Raw genomic sequence first — 18893 nt, 5'->3', positions numbered from 1 at the left:
CACCCCGGTATGAAGGTCCGATGGGGGCGATCATCAAGAAACGATGGACGGCGGCGACGGCAGGCGCTCTGCTAGCGGCCGGGTGCGGCAGCGGCCCGGTCGAGACCGGCGTCACCACGGCGCCGATGGGGTCGGTGCCGTCGGTCAGCGCGGGGCCGTCCGTAAGTGGGAGCAGCGCGGCGCCGTCGCCGACGGCCAGTGTCCGGGAGATTCCGGCGTCCATCCCTGCGTCGGCGTTCCTGCTGGCGGCGGACGTGCCGGGCAAGGCCAAAGGTAAGCCGCAGCGGCTCGGTGCGGGTGACCATGAGTTGCCGGAGTTCTGCGGGCGGGACTACGAGCAGCGGGAGCGGGTTGGATTGCGTGCCACCCAGTCGCTGGCGTTCACGAGCAAGGACTCGCCGCCGGACTCCACCCCCAAGGCGATGATCTACCAGGACGTCATCGTGTTCCGGGGGGACGGGGCCGAGGCGTTCCTCACCGACCTCGCGGCGGCGGTCCGGGACTGTCCGGGTGGGGAGAAGAAGAACAGCCTGACCGAGTCGATCGGAGCGGGGGACGCGTCGCTGCTCGTCGAGCGGTCCAGTCCGGCCCGGGACGACACCGGGGAACCGGTCGGGGACGGGTCGCGGCACTACTTCTACTGGGCCGCGGTCCGGGTCGGGGACGCCGTCGCGTTCGTGTCCAACACCGGCTGGGAATCCGGGTCGGCCGACCGGGACGACACCGTTCACCTGGGACGCAAGGCGGCGGCCCGGCTGGACTCCTGGCGCTGACATGGCCGACGTGCTCGTGGTGGGCGCCGGCGTCATCGGGCTGACCGCCGCGGTCCGGCTCCTCGAGGCCGGCGCGCGCGTGCGGGTGTGGACCGCGCACGAGGCCGCCGACACCGTGTCGGCGGTGGCCGCGGCGGTCTGGTACCCGACCCGGGCCGAACCCGACCCGCGGGTGCTGGACTGGGCCACCGCGACCTACGCCGAGTTCCGCCGGCAGATCGACGCGGGGGTGCCGGGCACGCTGCTGCGGCGTACCCGGATGGTGGTCCGCGACGACGGCGGGCCGCTCTGGTGGGCGCCGGCCGCCGGCAACGTGGTGCGGCGCGGTGAGAACGTCTTCTTCGACGCACCGCTGGCCGAGATGGACACGTACCTCTCCTGGCTGGCCGGCCGCGTGCGGGAGCTGGGCGGCCGGATCGAGCGGCACCGCATCGCCGACCTGGCCGAGGCGCAGGCCGAGGCCCCGGTGGTGGTCAACGCGACCGGGCTGGCGGCCGGCGAGCTGTGCGGCGACCCGGACGTGCGGCCGGCGCGCGGCCACGTGGTGCTGGTCGCCAATCCCGGCCTGGACGAGTCGGTGCGCGACGAGGGCCACCCGGACGGCGTCACCTACGTGCATCCGCGCACCCGCGACGTGGTGCTCGGCGGCACCTACCAGCTGGGCCGCTCCGACACGAATCCCGACCCGGACGAGGCCGCCGCCATCGTCCGGCGCTGTGTCGCCCTGGTACCGCAACTGGCGGGCGCCCCGGTGCTCGGCAGCCGGGTGGGCCTTCGCCCCGCACGACGAGGTGGCCCCCGGGTGAGCGCCGTCCCGGCCGGCGACGGACGGCTCGTCCACGCGTACGGCCATGGGGGTGCCGGCATGACGCTGGCCTGGGGATGCGCGGACACGGTGACCCACCTGGCCCTCGGCACCGGGCCGACAGGCCCTGCCGGCCCCCCGCGGACCGGCGCACCGTGAGGGTATGAGAGCACTCGTCGTCTACGAATCCCAGTTCGGCAACACCGCAACCATCGCCCGCGCCATCGCCGACGCCCTGGGTGCCACCCTGGCGGACGTGACCCGGATGCCCCCACTCGACGGTGTCGACCTGCTCGTGGCCGGCGCGCCCACCCACGCCTTCGGCCTGAGCCGCCCCACCACCCGCCAGGACGCGGTCCGTCAGGGCGGCACCAGGCGCGAGATCGGCCTGCGCGAGTTCCTGGACGCCGCACCTCTGCTGCCCGGCCTGCCCGCGGCCACCTTCGCTACCCGGATCGACAAGCCGTTCACCGGCTCGGCCGCCCAGAGGGCCCACCGCCGCCTGCGCAAACTCGGCTGCCACCTGATCGCCCCACCCGAGGCGTTCCGGGTGACCGGCGTCGCGGGCCCGCTGCTCCCCGGCGAGACCGACCGCGCCCGCGCGTGGGCGCTCCAACTAAAGCGCTTTGTGGAACACGAGAAAGTCGCACGGGGTGGCTAGGCGAGGTTCCAGAGAGGGGTACGCGCCGGCGAAGTCCCCGGTGCGAACCACCCGGTACCCGAGCCGGGTGTACCAGCCCCGCAGAAACTCCTTGACCGGGTGCCGCCAGCTCCGCGGCACGAGCAGTTCCAGTTGCATGGTGCCGAGCCCGGCGTCCCGGGCCCACTTTTCGGCGTACCCGACCAGATCACGACCCACCCCCGCGCCCCGGTCCCGCCCCGCGGTGGCCAGCATGCCGAACTCGCCCTCGCCACCGGGCAGCCGCCGCACCCGCACCACGCCGGCGATCCGGTTGTCGTCGCGGGCCACGAGCAGTTCGCCGGCCTCGACGAGCAAGGCCACCTCGGCAGCGTCGGTCCGCGCGGTGCCGGCAACCCAGAGCCCTTCCTCACCGGCCGCATACGCTTCGTTGACCAGCCGGGCCACCGCGCCGACGTCCCCCGGACGTGCATGGGCAATATCCACGCCGAAATGCTAGGCGGCTGCCGCCCGCCTCGCCCCGCCTGCCCGCCTCGCCTGCCCGCCTCGCCTGCCCGCCTCGCCTGCCCGCCTCGCCTGCCCGCCTCGCCCCGCCTGCCCGGCCCTCTTCGCCCGACACCCGTTGCATCGAACTTGACGCTTCACCACCGATTTCGCTCTCCATGGTGTGGTGGAGTCGCGATGTGCCGCCCGGCAGTGCGGCGCTCGCTCAGCCCTTTGCCCCAAACATCCCCCGCTAGCGCGAGTCCGCGACGGATTGTTGTCGATCTGCTGTTCGGCGATGATCGGCGATGACCGCAGATCGCCAAGATTTGGCCTCGACGGTCTACCGACGTCCAGTTAAAGCATCATTTAAACGAAATGTTCCAGGCGGGCTGCCGCATCCTTCGAGACCTTGACGCGCACTCCACCGAATCCGGTGGCGAAACCACCAAGATCGCCGCAGGTCACCGGCGGGCCGCCGGCTCGCAACGCCGGGCTCCGGCGGAAGGGCTATTCGACAAGATCTGGCGGTCGGCGGTCGGCCGGCGTGACCGGCGTGATGGGCGTTGTGTTGGGGGGTTGAGCTGGGGACGGCAGCACCGCCCGCAGCGGGCGGCTCGGGCCGCACCACCCACCCACGTCGCCGTGTGCCCCGGGACGGGTCGTCGCCCGTACCTCTGAAAAGCGTGAGTCCCCCACCCGGAGCTTGGGTGGAGGACTCATCGAAACAGCTAGCCGACCGAGACGCCGTCGGCCACGCAGGCCACGCCGTCCGGCTCGTCGCCGATCTTGGTGGGCTCGTCGCCGGTGTCGTTGCCCTCGAAGATGTCGCAGATGCCGATGTCCTCGGCACCGTCGCCGGAAAGCGTGACGCCGGTGATGGTGATGCGGTCGCCGAGGTTGGCGTTCACGCCGGCCAGGACGTCGCCCGGGCCGGTGGCCGTGATGTTCTCCAAGGTGGCCGTGCGGGCAGCCTGGGTGGAGCAGTTGCCGCACGAGCGGTAGAGCTTGCCGAAGTCGCTCACCGCGAAGTTGCGGATGGTGACCGAGCCGCCGGCGCCGCGGTTGTCCTGGAACACCTTGTCGGTGCCGGAGGCGGCGGAACCACCGTCGATCAGGACCGTGGCGTTGGTGCCGCGGAAGGTGGCCGCGTCCTCGCCCACATCCTGCCAGTTGACGTTGCGGAGGGTGCAGCTGCCCTGGCAGTGGACGCCGTCGGCCGCCGGTGCACCCAGCGTGACGTTTTCCAGGGTCGCGCCGTCGGCGAGTTCGAACAGGGCGTCCTGGCCCTCGTCCTGGCCGCCGTCGCCCAGGTCGCCGCCGCCCACGAAGATGTTGCCCTCGCCGTCGAACGTGCCGGTCACCTCGATGGTCGCGGTGACCACCGTGGTCTCCATGGCGGATGCCAGCTGCGTGGTCGTGACGGCGGCCACCGCGGCCAGCGCTACCGCTCCGGCGACCAGAACCCGGGTCATTCGTCTCTGCGATCGCTGTGCCACGCGGGGAACTCCTTCGCTCGGGGGCCCTTGGGGGTGAGGGCCGACGGGGTAGGACACGGACCAGCGACGCGCATGGATCAAACGAACGGCGCCTCGGCTTGGAAAGTTCTCGCTGGAGCAAGCCCTTTCCCGTGCCGAGGCGCCGGGTCGGTCAGCCGAAGTTGTAGGTGTTTCCGGTGCCGGGGACCGGTGCCGGCAGACCGCGGCGGGCGCGGATCACACCGTCAGCGATGTCCCACAGTGAAGTGAGGACGATGACCGTGATCACGGTGACGGTGATCCAGTTCTTGGCGTCGCCGGTGCCGATCTCGGCGAAGCCGGTGTACTCCGGGTTGAAGAACCGGTCGGTCGCCAGCAGCCACACCATCGGACCCGAGGTGAGCAGCACCAGCGCGGCGTTGACCACGGCGGTCAGGCGCGACCGGCCGGACCGGTAGATCCAGACGGAGTACGCACCCCGGAGCGCGACCATGACGATCAGGAACGGCCACCAGAAGGTCCAGTTCGCCGGGTTGAGCACCGGCTCGGCGGTGAACGTGAACTGCTGGAGCACCAGGGCCGCGATCAGCAGGACAGGCCAGACCAGGTTGGCGGCCAGGTCGGTGACGGACATGTGGCGTGGTTCGTACTGGGGCAGGTCGTCCGGGGTCCAGGTGGTGCGCAACTCGGTGCGGCCGTGTCCGGTGCGCTCGATGACGACGAAGACCAGGGTGGTCCAGAACGCCATGTGCACGCCCACGTTGAGGATCACGCTGATCACGCTGCCGATCACCGCGCCGATCTCCGGGTCGTTCAACAGCTGGACGAAAACGGTCACCCCGACGACGATCGGCAGCACAATCGTGAGCAGCAGCCGCAGCAGCCGCCGCCACACCGGGTAGAGCTCCGGCCCGATCAGGTAGCCCGCCCGCCCGGCGTAGCTGTCGGCCAGCCGGTCCGGGTCGCCGAGGTCGCGCAGCGCGGCCTGCACCGCGGCGTCGTGCGTGTCACCGGCTTCGACCCGCGCATCGACGGCGTCGTCGATGGAGGCGCGAAGCTCGCGGTCGATGTCGGCGCGCTGCCCTTCCGGCACCCGGCGCAGCGCGGTGTAGACGTAGCGGTCGACCAGGCTGGTCATTTGTCGCTCCCAGGGGTGATAGCAGTTTCGTCGAGGTCGTTGACGGCGTGGTCGAGCCGCGCCCACTCGGTGCGCAGGGCGCCCGCCACCGCGTCACCCTGCGAAGTGGTCCGGTAGAACTTCCGCGGCCGGGGCTCGTCGGTGTTCCACTCGCTGGTCAGCAGCCCCTGCGCCTCGAGCCGGCGCAGCAGCGGATAAAGCGTGTTGGCCTCAACCTCAAAGCCCGCCGCGCTCAGCGTCTCGAGCAGCGAATAGCCGTAACCGGGGGTCCGCAGCACGGTGAGGCTGGCCACGACCACCGTGCCGCGGCGCAACTCCTGCAGATGCCCGGCTAGCGTCGCATCCATTGTCATGCCCATCACAATAGTGTGTCTCACACACCATTGCAACCCACTACAACATTCTTAGAGGTACGGGTAATGCTCGGTCCCGTGGCACACGGCGACCTGGGTGGGTGGTGCGGCCGGTGCCGCCCGCTGCGGGCGGTGCTGCCGTCCCCAGCCGCGGCCCGCCCCCGGGCAGCGTCAGGCCCCACCGCAAGTCCGTCGCCCACCCCATGGCCAGATCTTGGTGGTCTGCTGCCGTCCACGAACTATCCCGAACAGCAACTCGACAACATCCGCCTCGGGAGACGGCCTGGGCGACGTGGCGGCAGAGCTACCGAGGCGGGCGCCGCGCCGCCGGTCGCCCGCGACCCGCTACTCGTAGCGGTACTTCAGCATGTCCGCCTCGGCCTGCTCGATGTCGGCGATCGTCAGGTCCGGCATCCGCAACTGGGCCAGGGTCACCTCGGCCGACGTCGGCTGGGCATCGGCCGGCAGCCACTGGTCCGGCTTCCAGGCCGCGCCGCGCATCAGCGACTTCGGGCAGTGCGGGTAGACCTCCTCGATCCCCAGCACCAGCGCACTGGCCGGCGGCTTGCCCACGGCGGTCAGCTGGGACAACAGGTCGGGGCGGGTGGAGACGCAGGCCCGGCCGTTCAGCCGGAGCGTCGAGGGGCGGCCCGGGATGACGAACAGCAGTCCGGCCCGCCCGGTCGCGATCACGTTCTGCAGGGTGTCCAGGCGCTTGTTGCCGGTCGCGTCCGGAATTGCCACGGTTCTCGAGTCCAGGACGCTGACGAAGCCGGCGGGGCCGCCCCGCGGCGAGACGTCGCAGTTGCCCGAAGCGTCCACACTCGCCACGAAGACCAGCGACGAGCAGGCGATCAACTGCCGGGTCTGCTCGGTCAGCTCGGTCATCTGCTTGCGCACGGCCCCCTCGCTGGGGAGTTCGTAGACGCGGCGCAGCGCCTCGTCGTCGGGCACGGCGTCGAGGTGCAACGAGTCGAAGGCGGTCAACAGCTGGTGCTCGCGGCCATGGTCAGCTGGTACGGCACCTTGGGCTCCGTCGTCACCTCGGCCCGCCACGTGCCCGCCCGCAGCACCACCCGCCGCGCCGTGGCGCTCAGCAGGCGCACCTCCTCGAGCACACCGTCCTTCCAGGTCGCGTCCACCGTCACGCCGCCGCGTGCGCACAGGCCCGCGAACGCCCCCTCCGACCAGGCCGCGGGCAACGCCGGCAGCAGGTGCAGGTGGGTCACGTCCTCGGTGGTCGCGTGCGACTGCAGCAGCATCTCGGCCACCCCGGCCGTGAAGCCGTAGTTCCCGTCGATCTGGAACGGCGGGTGCGCGCAGAACAGGTTCAGATAGATGCCGGCCTTCTCCCCCGCCGGCCGCAGGAAGTACCGCACCGCCTCGGCCGCACCTTCCGTGTCGCGCAGCCGGGCCCGCAGCGCGATCCGCCACGCCAGGGACCACCCGGTCGACTCCGGGCCGCGCGCGTCCAGGCTGAGCCGCGCCGCCTCGGCCAGCGCGGGGGTGGTGTCCGGCGTGACGCTCTGCCCGGGGTAGACGCCGATCAGGTGCGACGTGTGCCGGTGCGACGGCTCCGCGTCGGCCACGTCCGACGGCCATTCCGCCAACCGGCCGTCGGCGCCGATGCGCTCGGCCGGGATTCGCGCCAGCGCCGCCTGCGCCCGCGCCACCAGGTCGGCATCCGACGAGGACAACGCCGACCGCAGCACCGCCGACAGGTCGGCATCCGAGGAGGACAACGCGGACGTGAGCACCGCCGACAGGCGCACCACGTTGGTCAGCAGGTCGCGGATGAGCACCAGGTCCGCCGTGGTCGACGCGGTGACCGCCGCCGGCCGGCCGTCCGCCGCCACGTACTGGTTTTCCGGCGAGGTGGACGGCGCCGTGCCCAGCGAGCCGTCCTCGGCCGGCACCAGCCAGTCCAGGCAGAACGCCGCCGCGTCGCGCAGGATCGGCCAGCCCCGGGTCGCCAGGAAGTCCACGTCCCGGGTGAAGTCGTAGTGGTCGGCCACGTGGCGGCTCAGCCAGGCCCCGGCCAGCGGCCAGAACGACCACTTCACCTCGTCGTGTCCGACGCCGGACGGCAACCCGAAGCACCAGGCGTCCGAGTTGTGGTGCATGGTCCAGCCGTCCAGGCCGTACAGCGTACGGGCGACGTCTTTGCCGCTCCGCGCCGCGAACCCGAGCCAGTCGAGCAGCGGCAGGTGGCACTCGGGCAGGTTCGCCACCTCGGCCGGCCAGTAGTTCATCTCAAGGTTGATGTTGGTCGTGTAGTTGCCGTTCCACGGAGGGCGAAGATGGTCGTTCCAGAGCCCCTGGAGGTTGGCCGGCAGGCCGCCCGGCCGGGAGCCGGTGATCATCAGGTAGCGCCCGTACTGGAACTGGAGCGCGGCCAGCGCCGGGTCGGTCTCGCCGTCCGCGTGCGCCTGGATCCGGTCGGCCGTGTCCAGCCGCGGTGCCGCCTGGGGCGCCCCGAGGTGCAGCCCGACCCGGGAGAACAGCTGGGCGTGACTGCGTTCGTGGGCCGCCCGCATCGCGTTGTACCCGCCCGGGTGCGCCAGCGACGCGGCCAGCGCGTCCAGCCGGTCGTGCAGGGTGCGGGTCAGCGCGTCGACGTCGCCGTGCGGCGCGGTCAGCGGGTCGACGTAGTCGGTGACCGCGGTCAGCACCAGGATCAGCTCGTCCGCGTCGTCGAGCTTGACCTGCTCGCCGGCCGCCGTCATGACCCCGGAGCTGAGCACCCGCAGGCCGGTCAGCGCGGTGACCGCCGCGTGCGGCGCCGGATCGTACGCCACCGGCTCGGGATGCGACGGCACCGACGACGGCATCCGGACCACCATGTCGAGCCCGCCGACGACCGTGCTGGTCACCGCCGTCGGGTGCGGCGAGGTGAGGCGCAGCAGGATCGGGGTGTTGTGGGTCTGCTGCACCCGGCGCCGGATCACCAGGGCCTGCGCGCCGTGGCTGATCCACGCCTCCTGGCTGACCCGGCCGGACGCGCTGTGATAGGTGTGCGACGCCACCGCCGAGCGCAGGTCGAGGTGGCGCTGGTAGGCGTCCGGCTCGTCGTCGGCGCGGGGCCGGCGCTGGCCGATCCACAGGTCGCCGAGCGGCTGGTAGGCCTGGCAGTTGCCGCCCTGGAACCGTTGCAGCAGGGCCTCGGCCACCCGCACGTCGCCCGCGGCGAGCGCCGTGCGGGCGGACCGCAGCAGTCCCGGCCCGTCGTGGACGGACCGGGTGCCGCGGGCGGTGACCGGTGAGCCGCTCCAGCAGGTTCCCTCGTTCAGTTGGAAGCGGTCCTGCTCGACGCCGCCGAACGCCATGGCGCCGAGCCGCCCGTTGCCGAGCGGTAACGCATCGGTCCAGGCTTCGGCCGGTGCGCGATAGCGGAGGGTGGTCAGGGCGTCGGCGATCATGGGTTACCCGTTCAGCTCAGGTCACCGTAGATGACGCCACGGCCGTTGGTGCCGACGTAGACGCGGCCGAAGATCCGTGGGTCACCGGTGATGGTGTTACCGGTCCAGCCGTACTGGTGCCGGTCGTCGTTGAGTCGAATCCAGCTGCGGCCGGCGTCGTCGGAGCGGAAGATGCCCCGGACGCCGCCGATCTTCGCGCTGGTGTAGACGGCGGGGTAGGTGCGGCCGCGGGCGGCCTTGCCGAAGCCGACCACGTCGCCCTCGTCCACCCGCGGGAGCCGGGTGAAGGTGGCGCCGCCGTCGGTGGAGCGCCAGATCCCGTACACCCCATCGGTCTTCCCGCCGGCCAGCCAGATGTCTCCCTCGTGGCCGGGCACCGCCTTGAACCGCACGTTGCCCTCGGCGGGCAGGCCGGTGGCCGGGCTCGGCGCGAAGGTGGCGGCTCCGTCGTGGCTCACAGAGAAAACACCTTGGGAGTACGCGTAGAAGAGTCGCGGGTTCACTCGGTCGGCTCGGACCGGCGTTCCGGACTCGAGACCGCTGACCGGCTGCCAGGTCTGCCCGCCGTCCGCCGTCACCACCACCGGCGCACCGGCCGGCGACCAGACGATCCGGGAGGCGTCGGCGGCGATGCAGACCGCCTGGTCCTCCGGTCCGGGTCCGGTCACGCCCTCGGGCACGGTGGCCGCGGTCCAGGTGGCGCCACTGTCGGTGGAGACGGCCAGCCCGGCCGGGTTGCCGGCGCCGGCGCGCACCAGGGTGGCCGGTGCCAGTTCGGCGAAGTCGAGGCCGGCCGTGTTGCTCAGCGTCGGGTCGGCGAACATCTGCGACGCCCGGTCGAAGTCGTGGTGCGCGAACCCGCCGACGTCCTTGACCCCGGAGTAGACATGCGCGCCCACCGAAGGACTGATCAGGCAGTTCACCGAGACCTCCTCGAGGCCGTGTGCGCGCACCGTGATGTCGACCGTGCCACCGGTGTCCCAGGCCGTGAGGTTGTCCGAGCCGTAAATCGTCGCGCCGGTGCCGTACAGGAACCGGTCGGAGTCGAAGGGGTCGATCTCGACGGCCTCGGTCATCCAGCCCAGCTTCGGCGCGATTTCCGGCAGTGCCGGGGTGGCGTTCCAGGTTAGCCACGGCGAATCGGAAATGTCGAGGGAGTACCTGCGGGTACGTTCCGGGTAGGCGCCCCAGTCCCAGGCCGCGGTCCAGGACGCGCCGCCGTCCGTCGAGCGCCACATCTGGACGTCCGGCCACCACATGATCTGCGCGGCCACCACCAGGGTGTCCGGGTTCTGCCGGTCGATGGTCAGCCCCGAGTAACCGAACGTGTTGGCGTCCGACGTGGAGGGCACCGGGCTGATGCAGGTCCAGGTGCCGGTCGCGGTGTCCAGCCGCCACACGTCGCCCTTGGCCCCGTCGTACGGGCCAACGGTGTCGCTGGTGGCCAGGTAGAGGTAGCCCTTGGTGGCGTCGAAGACGGCCTTGTGCGGGATGTACCCGGTGGGCTGTCCGGGCACCCGGGCCCAGGTCCGGCCGGCGTCGGTGGAACGGTAGAGGTTGTTCTCCCGGTCGGCCACCGTCACATAGATCGTCCTGGTGGCCTGGCCCCGGCGGGTGCCGCGCTTGTCGAAGATCGTCTGCAGCACGCCGGCGTTGTCGCCGTTGTAGCCGCCCACGTCGTTCGGGTCCGGGATCACGTTGCCCACATTCGGGAACGAGGTGACCTGCGCCCAGTTCCGGCCGGAGTCGGTGCTGCGCCACAGCCCGAAGCCGCCGCGCACGCCCAGGTACAGGATGCTGTTGCGGCTCGGGTCGACGACCATGCGCTCGCCGATGCCGCGACCGGGCATGTTGCCGCCCAGCCGGAACGGCAGCGGGCTGGTGGTCCAGGTGCGCCCGCGGTCGCGCGAGCAGAGCACGGCGCCGTTGGTCGGGTCCCAGGACTCGACCGTGTACGTGCCGACCGCCGCGTACACCCGGTCCGGGTCGACCTCGTCGGTGGCCACGCTGATCACGCCGGTGTGGCCCCAGCGGTCCCAGCCCACCCAGTCCAGCAGCGGGATCCACTCGCGGGTGCGGGGGTTGCGGCGGTACAGGCCGCCGATGTCGGTGCGCGCGTACACGAGGCCGCGTTCGCGCTGGTTGAAGACGATGCCGGGGACGAAGCCGCCGCCGACGATGACGGCGTTATTCCAGCGGTAGCGGGGGGCGGCGGCAAAGGCTGGGGTCGCGGGCAGCGCAGCCGCGACCGAGGCGGCCGCGCCGAGGCCGAGCAGGCCGCGGCGGGACACTCCTGGGGTTGGCACTTCTATTCCTCCGTTAGGAAGGAGAGATCTTCGAGATCGGTGGCGTGATAGCGGACCAGGCCGGCGCCGTACCGATGCTCGATGACCGCTGGCCGGCCGTCGGCCGTCCGCAGCAGCACCGACGCGCCGGCCGGCTCCAGGTCGTCGAACCAGAGCCGCCCGGCGTTGTCACCGGCGAGGGCCACGGTTTCGGCCGGCACCAGGGGTGTGTGCCGGATGATGCGGGCGCCGATCAGGTCGTCGAGCGCGCCGGGTGTGACCCGGCAACTCTCGTCGGCCAGCCCGCTGGCGAAGGTGAGGACGAGCGTGCCGCCGCCGCGCACGTAGTCGCGCAGGGCCGCGTGCCCGGCCGGCGGCAGCAGGTAGAGCAGCGGTGCCACCACGAGGTCGTAGCCGGCCAGCGGCGCGGACAGCGGCAGCACGTCGACCGGGCCGCCGAGCGCGCGGTGCCAGCGGCGGCAGACGGCCTCGTAGTCGACGTTGTGGGTGGGCAGGTGCGGCGCCTGCCACGCCCACATGGTCTGCTCGTCGAAGATCAGGGCGGTCGCCGGGGTGACGACCTCGGGCGTGCGACCGGCGAGCGACGTGCCGAGCGCGCTGATCTCGGCGTATACCGGCGTGTCCGGGCCCTGGTGCGGGACCATCCCGGGGTGCCACTGCTCGGCGCCGCCCCGGCTGGCCCGCCACTGGAAGTACATGACTCCGGTGGCGCCCCGCTCCAGGTAGGCCTCGGCGGCGTCCCGGATCCCGCCCGGCGGCAGGGGTCGCACCGCGCCACCGGCCCGGTCGTGCACGGCGCCCGGCGCGTGCTCCATCAGCACCCAACGCCCGTCCTCGTGGCCGGCCGCGCGGGCCCAGCCGCGGGCCATGTCGGCCGAGAACGCCCGGTGCGCGACGTGGTCCTCGACCGTGGGCGGGTAGTCGTCGATCGCCACCAGGTCGACCTCGCGGGCCCACCGGGCGTGGTCGACCGGCACCCAGCCGCCGAGCACGAAGTTGGTGGTCACCGGGATAGCGCTTTCCTGCAGGACAGCACGCTGATCCAGGTAGTGGCTCAGCAGCGCGTCCGAGACGAAGCGGCGGTAGTCGAGCAGCTGCGCCGGGTTGTGCAGGTACTGCGTGGCGCGCGGCGGCTGCACCTCGTCCAGGCTGCCGTACCGCTGCGACCAGAAGTCGGTGCTCCACGCGTCGTTGAGCGCGGCCACGTCGCCGTACCGGTCGGCCAGCCAGAGCCGGAACGCGGCGGCGCACCGGTCGCAGAAGCAGGTGGTGCCGTATTCGTTGTGCACGTGCCAGAGGCGTACGGCTCCATGGTTTGCATAGCGCCCGCCCAGCTCGCGCGCGATCCGCAAGCTCGCCTCCCGGTAGGCCGGCGCATTGACGCAGTAGGTGTCCCGCGAGCCGTGGGTGAGTCGTACGCCTTCCGCCGTGACCGGCATCGAGTCCGGGTGCGCGCGGGTGAACCACGGCGGCGGCGACGCGGTCGGGGTGGCCAGGCAGACGCCGATCCCCGCGTCGCCGAGCAGCCCGAGCACCCGGTCGAGCCAGCCGAAGTCGAACTCGCCGGGACCCGGCTGCAGCCGTGACCAGGAGAACACCCCGACGGTCACCAGGTTGACCCCGGCCCGGAGCATGAGCTCGACGTCGTCGGCCCAGACCTTCTCGGGCCACTGTTCCGGGTTGTAGTCACCACCGAAGTGGATCATCTGGGGTCCTCGCTTGTGTTACCTTTAGTTGGGCTTCTAAACAAACAAATGTTGAAACAAACGTAGTCGGGGCCTCCCGCCCCCACAAGCCCCGTTCCGCCTGCGTTACGGGGCCCGCGGAGGTCATTGGTGATCACGAGGGACAGCGGGCCACAACCCGCGGATTTCGCCGACGTACGGGCCACCAACCTCGCCGTCGTCCTGCGGCATCTCCGGATCAACGCGCCCTGTTCGCGCGCTGACATCGCCGCCGCCACCGGCCTCAACAAGGCGACCGTCTCAAGCCTGGTGACCGACCTGATCGAACGCCGGCTGGTGCGCGAGGTCGGAATGACCACGAACCGCATCGGGCGGCCCGCCATGATGCTGGTGCTGGACGGCTCCCCGTACGCGGCCATCGGCCTCGAGGTGAACGTCGACTACCTCACCGCGGTCGCCCTCGACCTGGCCGGCGAGCGCCTGCTGTCCTGGCGCCGCTCGTTCACCGGCGCGTCCGCGAGCCCCGGGCAGGCGATCGCCTCGCTGGCCGCGCTCGCCAAACGCGCCGTGGCCAAAATGGCGCACGAGGAGCGCCGGGTCCTCGGCCTGACCGTCGGCCTGCCCGGCCTGGTCGACGCGGACGGCGTCGTCGAACTCGCGCCGGCCCTCGGCTGGCACGAGGTCGACCTGCGCAAGTCCCTGCTGAGCGCACTCAACGAGCCGGCCTACCCGCTGCTGGTGGAGAACGACGCCAACCTCGCGGTGCTGGCCGAGCAGCGCTTCGGCGGCCAGGGCAGCACCGGCAACCTGGTCTACCTGGCCGGCGGCGCGGGCATCGGGGCCGGCATCATCTGCGACGGCCGGCTGCTGCGCGGCGGGCGCGGCTTCGCCGGCGAGTTCGGCCACCTGCCGATCGACCCGTCCGGCCCGCCGTGCGCCTGCGGCCGGCGCGGCTGCCTGGAGTCGCTGGCCGGCCTGGGCGGCCTGATCCGCCGCGCGCTGCCCGACGCGGGCACCGAGACCACGGCGTCCCCGTCCGAGTTCGGCCCGCACGTCGACGAGATCCACCGGCTGGCCCGGGCCGGTGACGCCCAGGTCCTCGCCGCGCTGGCCACCACCGGCCGGCACCTGGGCCACGGCATCTCCATCGTGGCCAACCTGATCAACCCGGAGTGCGTAGCCCTCGGCGGCTACTTCACCGTCCTGGCACCATGGCTGATCCCGGACGCCGAACGCGAACTGGTGGCCCGCTCGGTGGCCGGCCACGGCGGCGGCACCCGGATCATCGCATCGGCCCTGGACTCCAGCGCGGCCGCAGCCGGCGGCGCCGCCGCAGTACTCGACGCCATCGACGCGGGAGCACTCCCCACCCCCTGATGCCGCCAACAGCTTTTCCGCGGCCTCCCCCCTCGCGGCGCCGCCCCGCTTCCTTTATTAACCACCGCCACCCCCCTCACGGCGCCGCCCCCGCTCCCCCTGACCACCCCCTTCGCGGCGCCGCCCTGCTCCCTAACCACCGCCACCCTCCCTTCGCGGCGCCGCCCTGCTCCCCTAACCACCGCCACCCCCCCTTCGCGGCGTCGCCCCGCTCCCTAACCAGCGCCGACGCGGGACCGCTCCCCACCCTCCGACCGCCGCCACTCCCACCCAAACCCGCCCCACTCCCCTGAACACCGCCGACGCCGGAGCGCTCCCCACCCACCGACCGGCCCCCACCCCTTCACCCCCACCCCCAAAGCGCCCCGCTGCCCTGACCGCCACCCGCGCGGGAGCGCTCCCAACGCCCTGATTGCGATCGACCCGGATCGCTTGACTGAGGCTCCGGGCTCCGGTAGACATCACGTCAATTCCCAGTGTCGAAGCGCTTCGACCGTCCTCATCGAACAACCGCAAAGGTTCCACCGCCTGGCAGGCTGTTTGGTGAAGCGCTTCGACAACCGCTGCCACGGATGTGACCATGACCGAGACCCCGCGCTTCCGCCAGACCGACGCTCCCCTCACCGAGCGCGTCGAGGACCTGCTGAGCCGCCTCACGCTGCCCGAGAAAATCGCGATGCTGCACCAGCACCAGCCGGCGATCGACCGGCTCGGCATCGCCGGCTTCACCACCGGCACCGAGGCACTGCACGGGCTCGCCTGGAAGGGCGAGGCGACCGTCTTCCCGCAGGCCATCGGCCTGGCAACGACCTGGAACCTGGATCTGGTACGCCGGGTCGGCGAGGCAGCCGGCGACGAGGTGCGCGGGCTGCACCACAAGGACCCGTCGCGGTGCGGGCTCAACGTCTGGGCACCCGTGGTCAACCCGCTGCGCGACCCCCGCTGGGGCCGCAACGAGGAGGGGTACGCCGAGGACCCCCTGCTCGCCGGGCTGGTCGGCGACGCGTACGCCCGTGGCCTGGCCGGCGACCACCCGCGGGTGCTGCGGACCGCGCCCACCCTCAAGCACTTCCTCGGCTACAACAACGAGACCGACCGCTGCACCACGTCGAGCAACCTGAGCCCGCGGGTGCTGCGCGAATACGAACTGCCGGCCTTCCAGCGGCCCATCGCGAGCGGCTCGGCGGTCGCCGTGATGGCCTCGTACAACCTGGTCAACGGCCGGCCCGCGCACGTCACCCCGTACCTGAACGACGACCTGCGGACGTGGACCGACGGCGAGGTCTTCGTGGTCTCCGACGCTTTCGCGCCCAGCAACCTGGCCGACCCGATGGAGCAGGCCTACTACCCGGACCACGCGGAGAGCCACGCGGCGGCGCTGCAGGCCGGCATCGACAGCTTCACCGACTCCGACGACCGCTCGTACGTGACCGTCGAGCGGGTCACCGAGGCGATGCGCCGCGACCTGATCAAGGAGGAGGACGTCGACCGGGCGATCCGGCGGGCGCTGACCCTCCGGATCCGGCTCGGCGAGTTCGACCCGCACGACACCAACCCGTACGCCGAGGTCACCTCCGACGTGATCAACTCGCCGGCACACCAGGAACTGTCCCGCGAGGCCGCCCGCGAGTCGATCACGCTGCTCAAGGCGGAGTGCTGCCTGCTGCCGCTCGACCCGGCCAAGCACCGCACGGTCGCGGTGATCGGGCCGCACGCCGGGGTGAACTACACCGACTGGTACTCGGGCTCGCTGCCGTACTCGGTCACCGCCCGTGACGGGCTCGCCGAGGTCTTCGGCGCCGACCGGGTGCTGTACGCCGAGGGCGCCGACCGGATCGCGCTGCGGCTCGGCGACCGCTATCTGGCCGCCGACGCCGAGGGCGTGCGCCTGGTCGACGAGGTGGCCAGCTTCGACGTCTTCGACTGGGGCAACGGCGTGGTCACCCTGCGGTCCACCGCCAGCCAGCAGTTCCTGCGCACCGACGGCACGCGACTGGTGGCCGACTCCAAGGGCCCGGCCGACTGGGTCGTGCACGAGATGTTCCGCCTCGACGCGCGCCCGGACGGCACCGTGGCGCTGCGCTCGCACTCCTCCCCCGGCAACCCGGAACTCGGCTCGGTCACCGCCCAGCTCGACCTCGGCCCGCGAGCCGCGCGGTTCACCCTGGAGACGCTGGTAGACGGGGCCGCCGACGCCGCCGACGTGGCCGCCTCGGCCGACGCCGTGGTGGTGCTGCTCGGCAACCACCCGCTGGTCAACGGCCGGGAGACCGAGGACCGCGTCGACCTCAAGCTGCCACCGGCCCAGGACCGCCTGCTGCGCGAGGTGTTCAACGCCAACCACAACACCGCGCTGGTGCTGGTCTCGAGTTACCCGTACGCGGTCGAATGGGCCGACGTGCACCTGCCGGCCGTGCTCTGGATGTCGCACGCCGGCCAGGAACTCGGTCACGCGCTCGCCGACGTGCTCACCGGCCGGGCCGACCCCGGCGGGCGGCTCACCCAGACCTGGTACCGCAGCGCCTGCGAGCTACCGGACATCCTCGACTACGACATCATCACGAACGACGCGACCTACCAGTACTACCGCGGCACCCCGCTCTATCCGTTCGGGCACGGCCTGTCGCACACCACCTTCGACTACTCCAACCTCGACGTGTCCCAGTCGTCGGCCGCGCCCGGCGACACCGTGACCGTCACGGTGTGGGTCACCAACACCGGCCGCAAGCCCGGCAGCGAGGTGGTCCAGCTCTACACCCACCAGCAGCTGTCCCGGGTCAAGCAACCGCTGCGCCAGCTGCGCGGGTTCGACAAGGTGATGCTGGCACCCGGCGAGTCCAAGCTGGTGACCTTCGAGCTCGCGGTCGACGACCTGAAGTTCTGGGACATCACCTCGGACCGGTTCGTGGTCGAGACCGCCCGCCACAAGATCATGGTGGGCCGCTCGGCCAGCGACATCCGGCTCACCGAGACGCTTTCGGTGCGCGGCACCCGGATCGGCCCGCGGCCCGCCCTGGAACGTCCCATCCCGGCCGTCGACCACGACGAGTACAGCGGCATCACGCTGGTGGCCAACGGCGACCCGGTGCGCGGCGAGGCGGTCCGGGCCACCGAGGACGGCGCCTGGTGCTGCCTGGCCGGCATCGACCTCACCGGCGCCCGCGAGGTGGCGGTCGGCGGCGACGGCCCGGCGGTGATCCTGCGGCTCGACGACCCGTACGCGGGCGACGAGTTGGCCACCGTGACGCCCGGCGGCTCCGCGGCGGCCACCGAGACCGACGGCGTGCACGACCTGTACCTGGTCCTGGACGCCGGGAGCCGGGTCTCCGAGATCACCTTCCGGTCGTGACCGGGGAGCCGCGGACCAGGCTCGTCACCATTGCGGACGTCGCCCGGCACGCGGGCGTATCGGCGAGCACGGTCTCCTACGTGCTCAGTGGCAAGCGGGCCATCTCGGCCGGCACCCGGGAACGGGTCCTGGCCAGCGTACGAGCGCTGGGCTTCCACCCACACGCCGGCGCCCGCGCGCTGGCCAGCAACCGGGCCAACGTGATCGCCCTGGCCCTGCCGCTGCGCCAGGGCATGCACCTCCCGGTGATCATGCAGTTCGCCGCCGCGGTACTGGCCGCCGCCCGGGCCGCCGGCAACGACGTGCTGCTGGTGACCGCCGACGAGGGCGCCGGCGGCCTGCGCCGGGTGGCCGGCAGCGCCATGGTGGACGGCCTGATCCTGATGGACGTGGAGACCAACGACCAGCGGGTGCCCACCCTGCGCGACCTGACCCGCCCCAGCGTGCTGATCGGCCTACCGGCCGAAACCACCGGCCTGACCTGCGTGGACCTGGACTTCGAACGAGCCGGCGCCGTCTGCGTCGAACACCTGGCCACCCTGGGCCACCGCCGGATATCCCTGCTGGGCGCCCCACCGGTGGTCTACGACCGGGACACCGGCTTCGCCCGCCGAACGGTCGACGGCGTCCGCGGCGCCGCATCCGCCTGCGGCGTGGACGCGGCGATCCGCCCAGTCGAGCCGGTCTACCCCGCCGCGCTGGCCGCGGTGGAGGCGAGTAACCACGCCACCGCGCTGATCGTGCACAACGAGGGCGCCGTTGACCACGTACTGACCGCCCTGCGCGCCGTGGGCCGCCGAGTCCCCGAGGACGTCTCGGTGGTGGCAATCTGCCCCGACGACGTGGCCCTGTCCGCCACCCCACGCCTGTCCAACGTCGAGATCCCCGCCAACGCGGTCGGCAAGCTGGCCGTGGAACTCCTGCTGTCCCGCCTGAGCGGCACCGACGTACCGTCGACCACGCTGCTGCCGCCCGCCCTGACCGACCGCGCCTCGACCGCGAGGCACCACGCCTCCTGAGTTCCGGTCCAGGCACCGGCTGTCGGGCAGTTGCTAGTTCAGCTGCCTCGGTGCACCGAAGCTGGACA

The 18893-nt window shown here is 72.0% G+C and carries 14 protein-coding genes; 6 read left to right on the top strand and 8 right to left on the bottom strand.

Annotation, left to right across the window (positions count from 1 at the left end):
• Window positions 1-20 precede the first annotated feature (20 nt).
• Genes Ari01nite_RS09435 through Ari01nite_RS09425 form a run of 3 tightly spaced genes read left to right on the top strand, consistent with a single transcriptional unit; the run spans window position 21 to window position 2239 of the window.
• Window positions 21-773 (top strand): hypothetical protein, encoded by a 753-nt coding sequence (locus Ari01nite_RS09435; protein ID WP_203780745.1) that lies wholly within the window; start codon window positions 21-23, stop codon window positions 771-773.
• Between the two features lies 1 nt (window position 774).
• Complete coding sequence (locus Ari01nite_RS09430; RefSeq protein WP_203780744.1) at window positions 775-1737, top strand: FAD-dependent oxidoreductase; 963 nt, start codon at window positions 775-777, stop codon at window positions 1735-1737.
• Window positions 1738-1741: 4 nt separating this feature from the next.
• A complete protein-coding gene (locus Ari01nite_RS09425; RefSeq protein WP_203780743.1) occupies window positions 1742-2239 on the top strand; it encodes a flavodoxin family protein in 498 nt (165 codons plus the stop codon).
• On the opposite strand, the gene Ari01nite_RS09420 is transcribed toward Ari01nite_RS09425, so the two are convergent.
• From Ari01nite_RS09420 to Ari01nite_RS09385, 8 genes are all read right to left on the bottom strand, one after another.
• Window positions 2195-2704: a GNAT family N-acetyltransferase gene (locus Ari01nite_RS09420; protein WP_203780742.1), complete on the bottom strand. Its 510-nt coding sequence runs from the start codon at window positions 2702-2704 to the stop codon at window positions 2195-2197. The two genes, Ari01nite_RS09425 and Ari01nite_RS09420, sit on opposite strands and share 45 nt — an antisense overlap.
• 728 nt (window positions 2705-3432) lie before the next feature.
• Window positions 3433-4176, bottom strand: coding sequence for a pectate lyase (locus Ari01nite_RS09415; protein ID WP_203780741.1), 744 nt, complete (start codon window positions 4174-4176; stop codon window positions 3433-3435).
• A gap of 175 nt (window positions 4177-4351) precedes the next feature.
• Entirely contained in the window at window positions 4352-5317 is a 966-nt protein-coding gene (locus Ari01nite_RS09410) for a permease prefix domain 1-containing protein (protein WP_203780740.1), read from the bottom strand.
• A complete protein-coding gene (locus tag Ari01nite_RS09405; protein WP_203780739.1) occupies window positions 5314-5670 on the bottom strand; it encodes a PadR family transcriptional regulator in 357 nt (118 codons plus the stop codon). The genes Ari01nite_RS09410 and Ari01nite_RS09405 overlap by 4 nt, the downstream gene beginning before the upstream one ends.
• Window positions 5671-6015: 345 nt before the next feature.
• Complete coding sequence (locus tag Ari01nite_RS09400; protein WP_239162605.1) at window positions 6016-6657, bottom strand: MSMEG_1061 family FMN-dependent PPOX-type flavoprotein; 642 nt, start codon at window positions 6655-6657, stop codon at window positions 6016-6018.
• The gene (locus Ari01nite_RS09395) at window positions 6654-9089 is read right to left on the bottom strand and encodes a glycoside hydrolase family 95 protein (protein ID WP_203780738.1); all 2436 of its coding nucleotides are present in this window, start codon (window positions 9087-9089) and stop codon (window positions 6654-6656) included. The genes Ari01nite_RS09400 and Ari01nite_RS09395 overlap by 4 nt, the downstream gene beginning before the upstream one ends.
• A gap of 11 nt (window positions 9090-9100) precedes the next feature.
• On the bottom strand, window positions 9101-11395 hold the full coding sequence (locus tag Ari01nite_RS09390) for a xyloglucanase (RefSeq protein WP_203780737.1): 2295 nt from the start codon (window positions 11393-11395) through the stop codon (window positions 9101-9103).
• A gap of 2 nt (window positions 11396-11397) precedes the next feature.
• A complete protein-coding gene (locus Ari01nite_RS09385) occupies window positions 11398-13101 on the bottom strand; it encodes a beta-galactosidase (RefSeq protein WP_203780736.1) in 1704 nt (567 codons plus the stop codon).
• A gap of 129 nt (window positions 13102-13230) precedes the next feature.
• Between Ari01nite_RS09385 and Ari01nite_RS09380 the strand changes: the two genes are divergently transcribed.
• The 3 genes from Ari01nite_RS09380 (at window position 13231) to Ari01nite_RS09370 (ending at window position 18825) form a co-directional block, all read left to right on the top strand.
• Window positions 13231-14457: an ROK family transcriptional regulator gene (locus tag Ari01nite_RS09380; protein WP_239162604.1), complete on the top strand. Its 1227-nt coding sequence runs from the start codon at window positions 13231-13233 to the stop codon at window positions 14455-14457.
• Between the two features lie 580 nt (window positions 14458-15037).
• Window positions 15038-17806, top strand: a complete 2769-nt coding sequence (locus tag Ari01nite_RS09375; protein ID WP_203780734.1) for a glycoside hydrolase family 3 protein — start codon at window positions 15038-15040, stop codon at window positions 17804-17806.
• Complete coding sequence (locus tag Ari01nite_RS09370; RefSeq protein ID WP_203780733.1) at window positions 17803-18825, top strand: LacI family DNA-binding transcriptional regulator; 1023 nt, start codon at window positions 17803-17805, stop codon at window positions 18823-18825. Before Ari01nite_RS09375 ends, Ari01nite_RS09370 begins: the two co-directional genes overlap by 4 nt.
• Window positions 18826-18893: the final 68 nt, after the last annotated feature.

The organism is Paractinoplanes rishiriensis (assembly GCF_016862375.1).
Lineage (GTDB): Bacteria > Actinomycetota > Actinomycetes > Mycobacteriales > Micromonosporaceae > Actinoplanes > Actinoplanes rishiriensis.
Note: the sequence above shows the minus strand (reverse complement) of the source record. Positions and strands in the feature narration are given on the sequence as shown.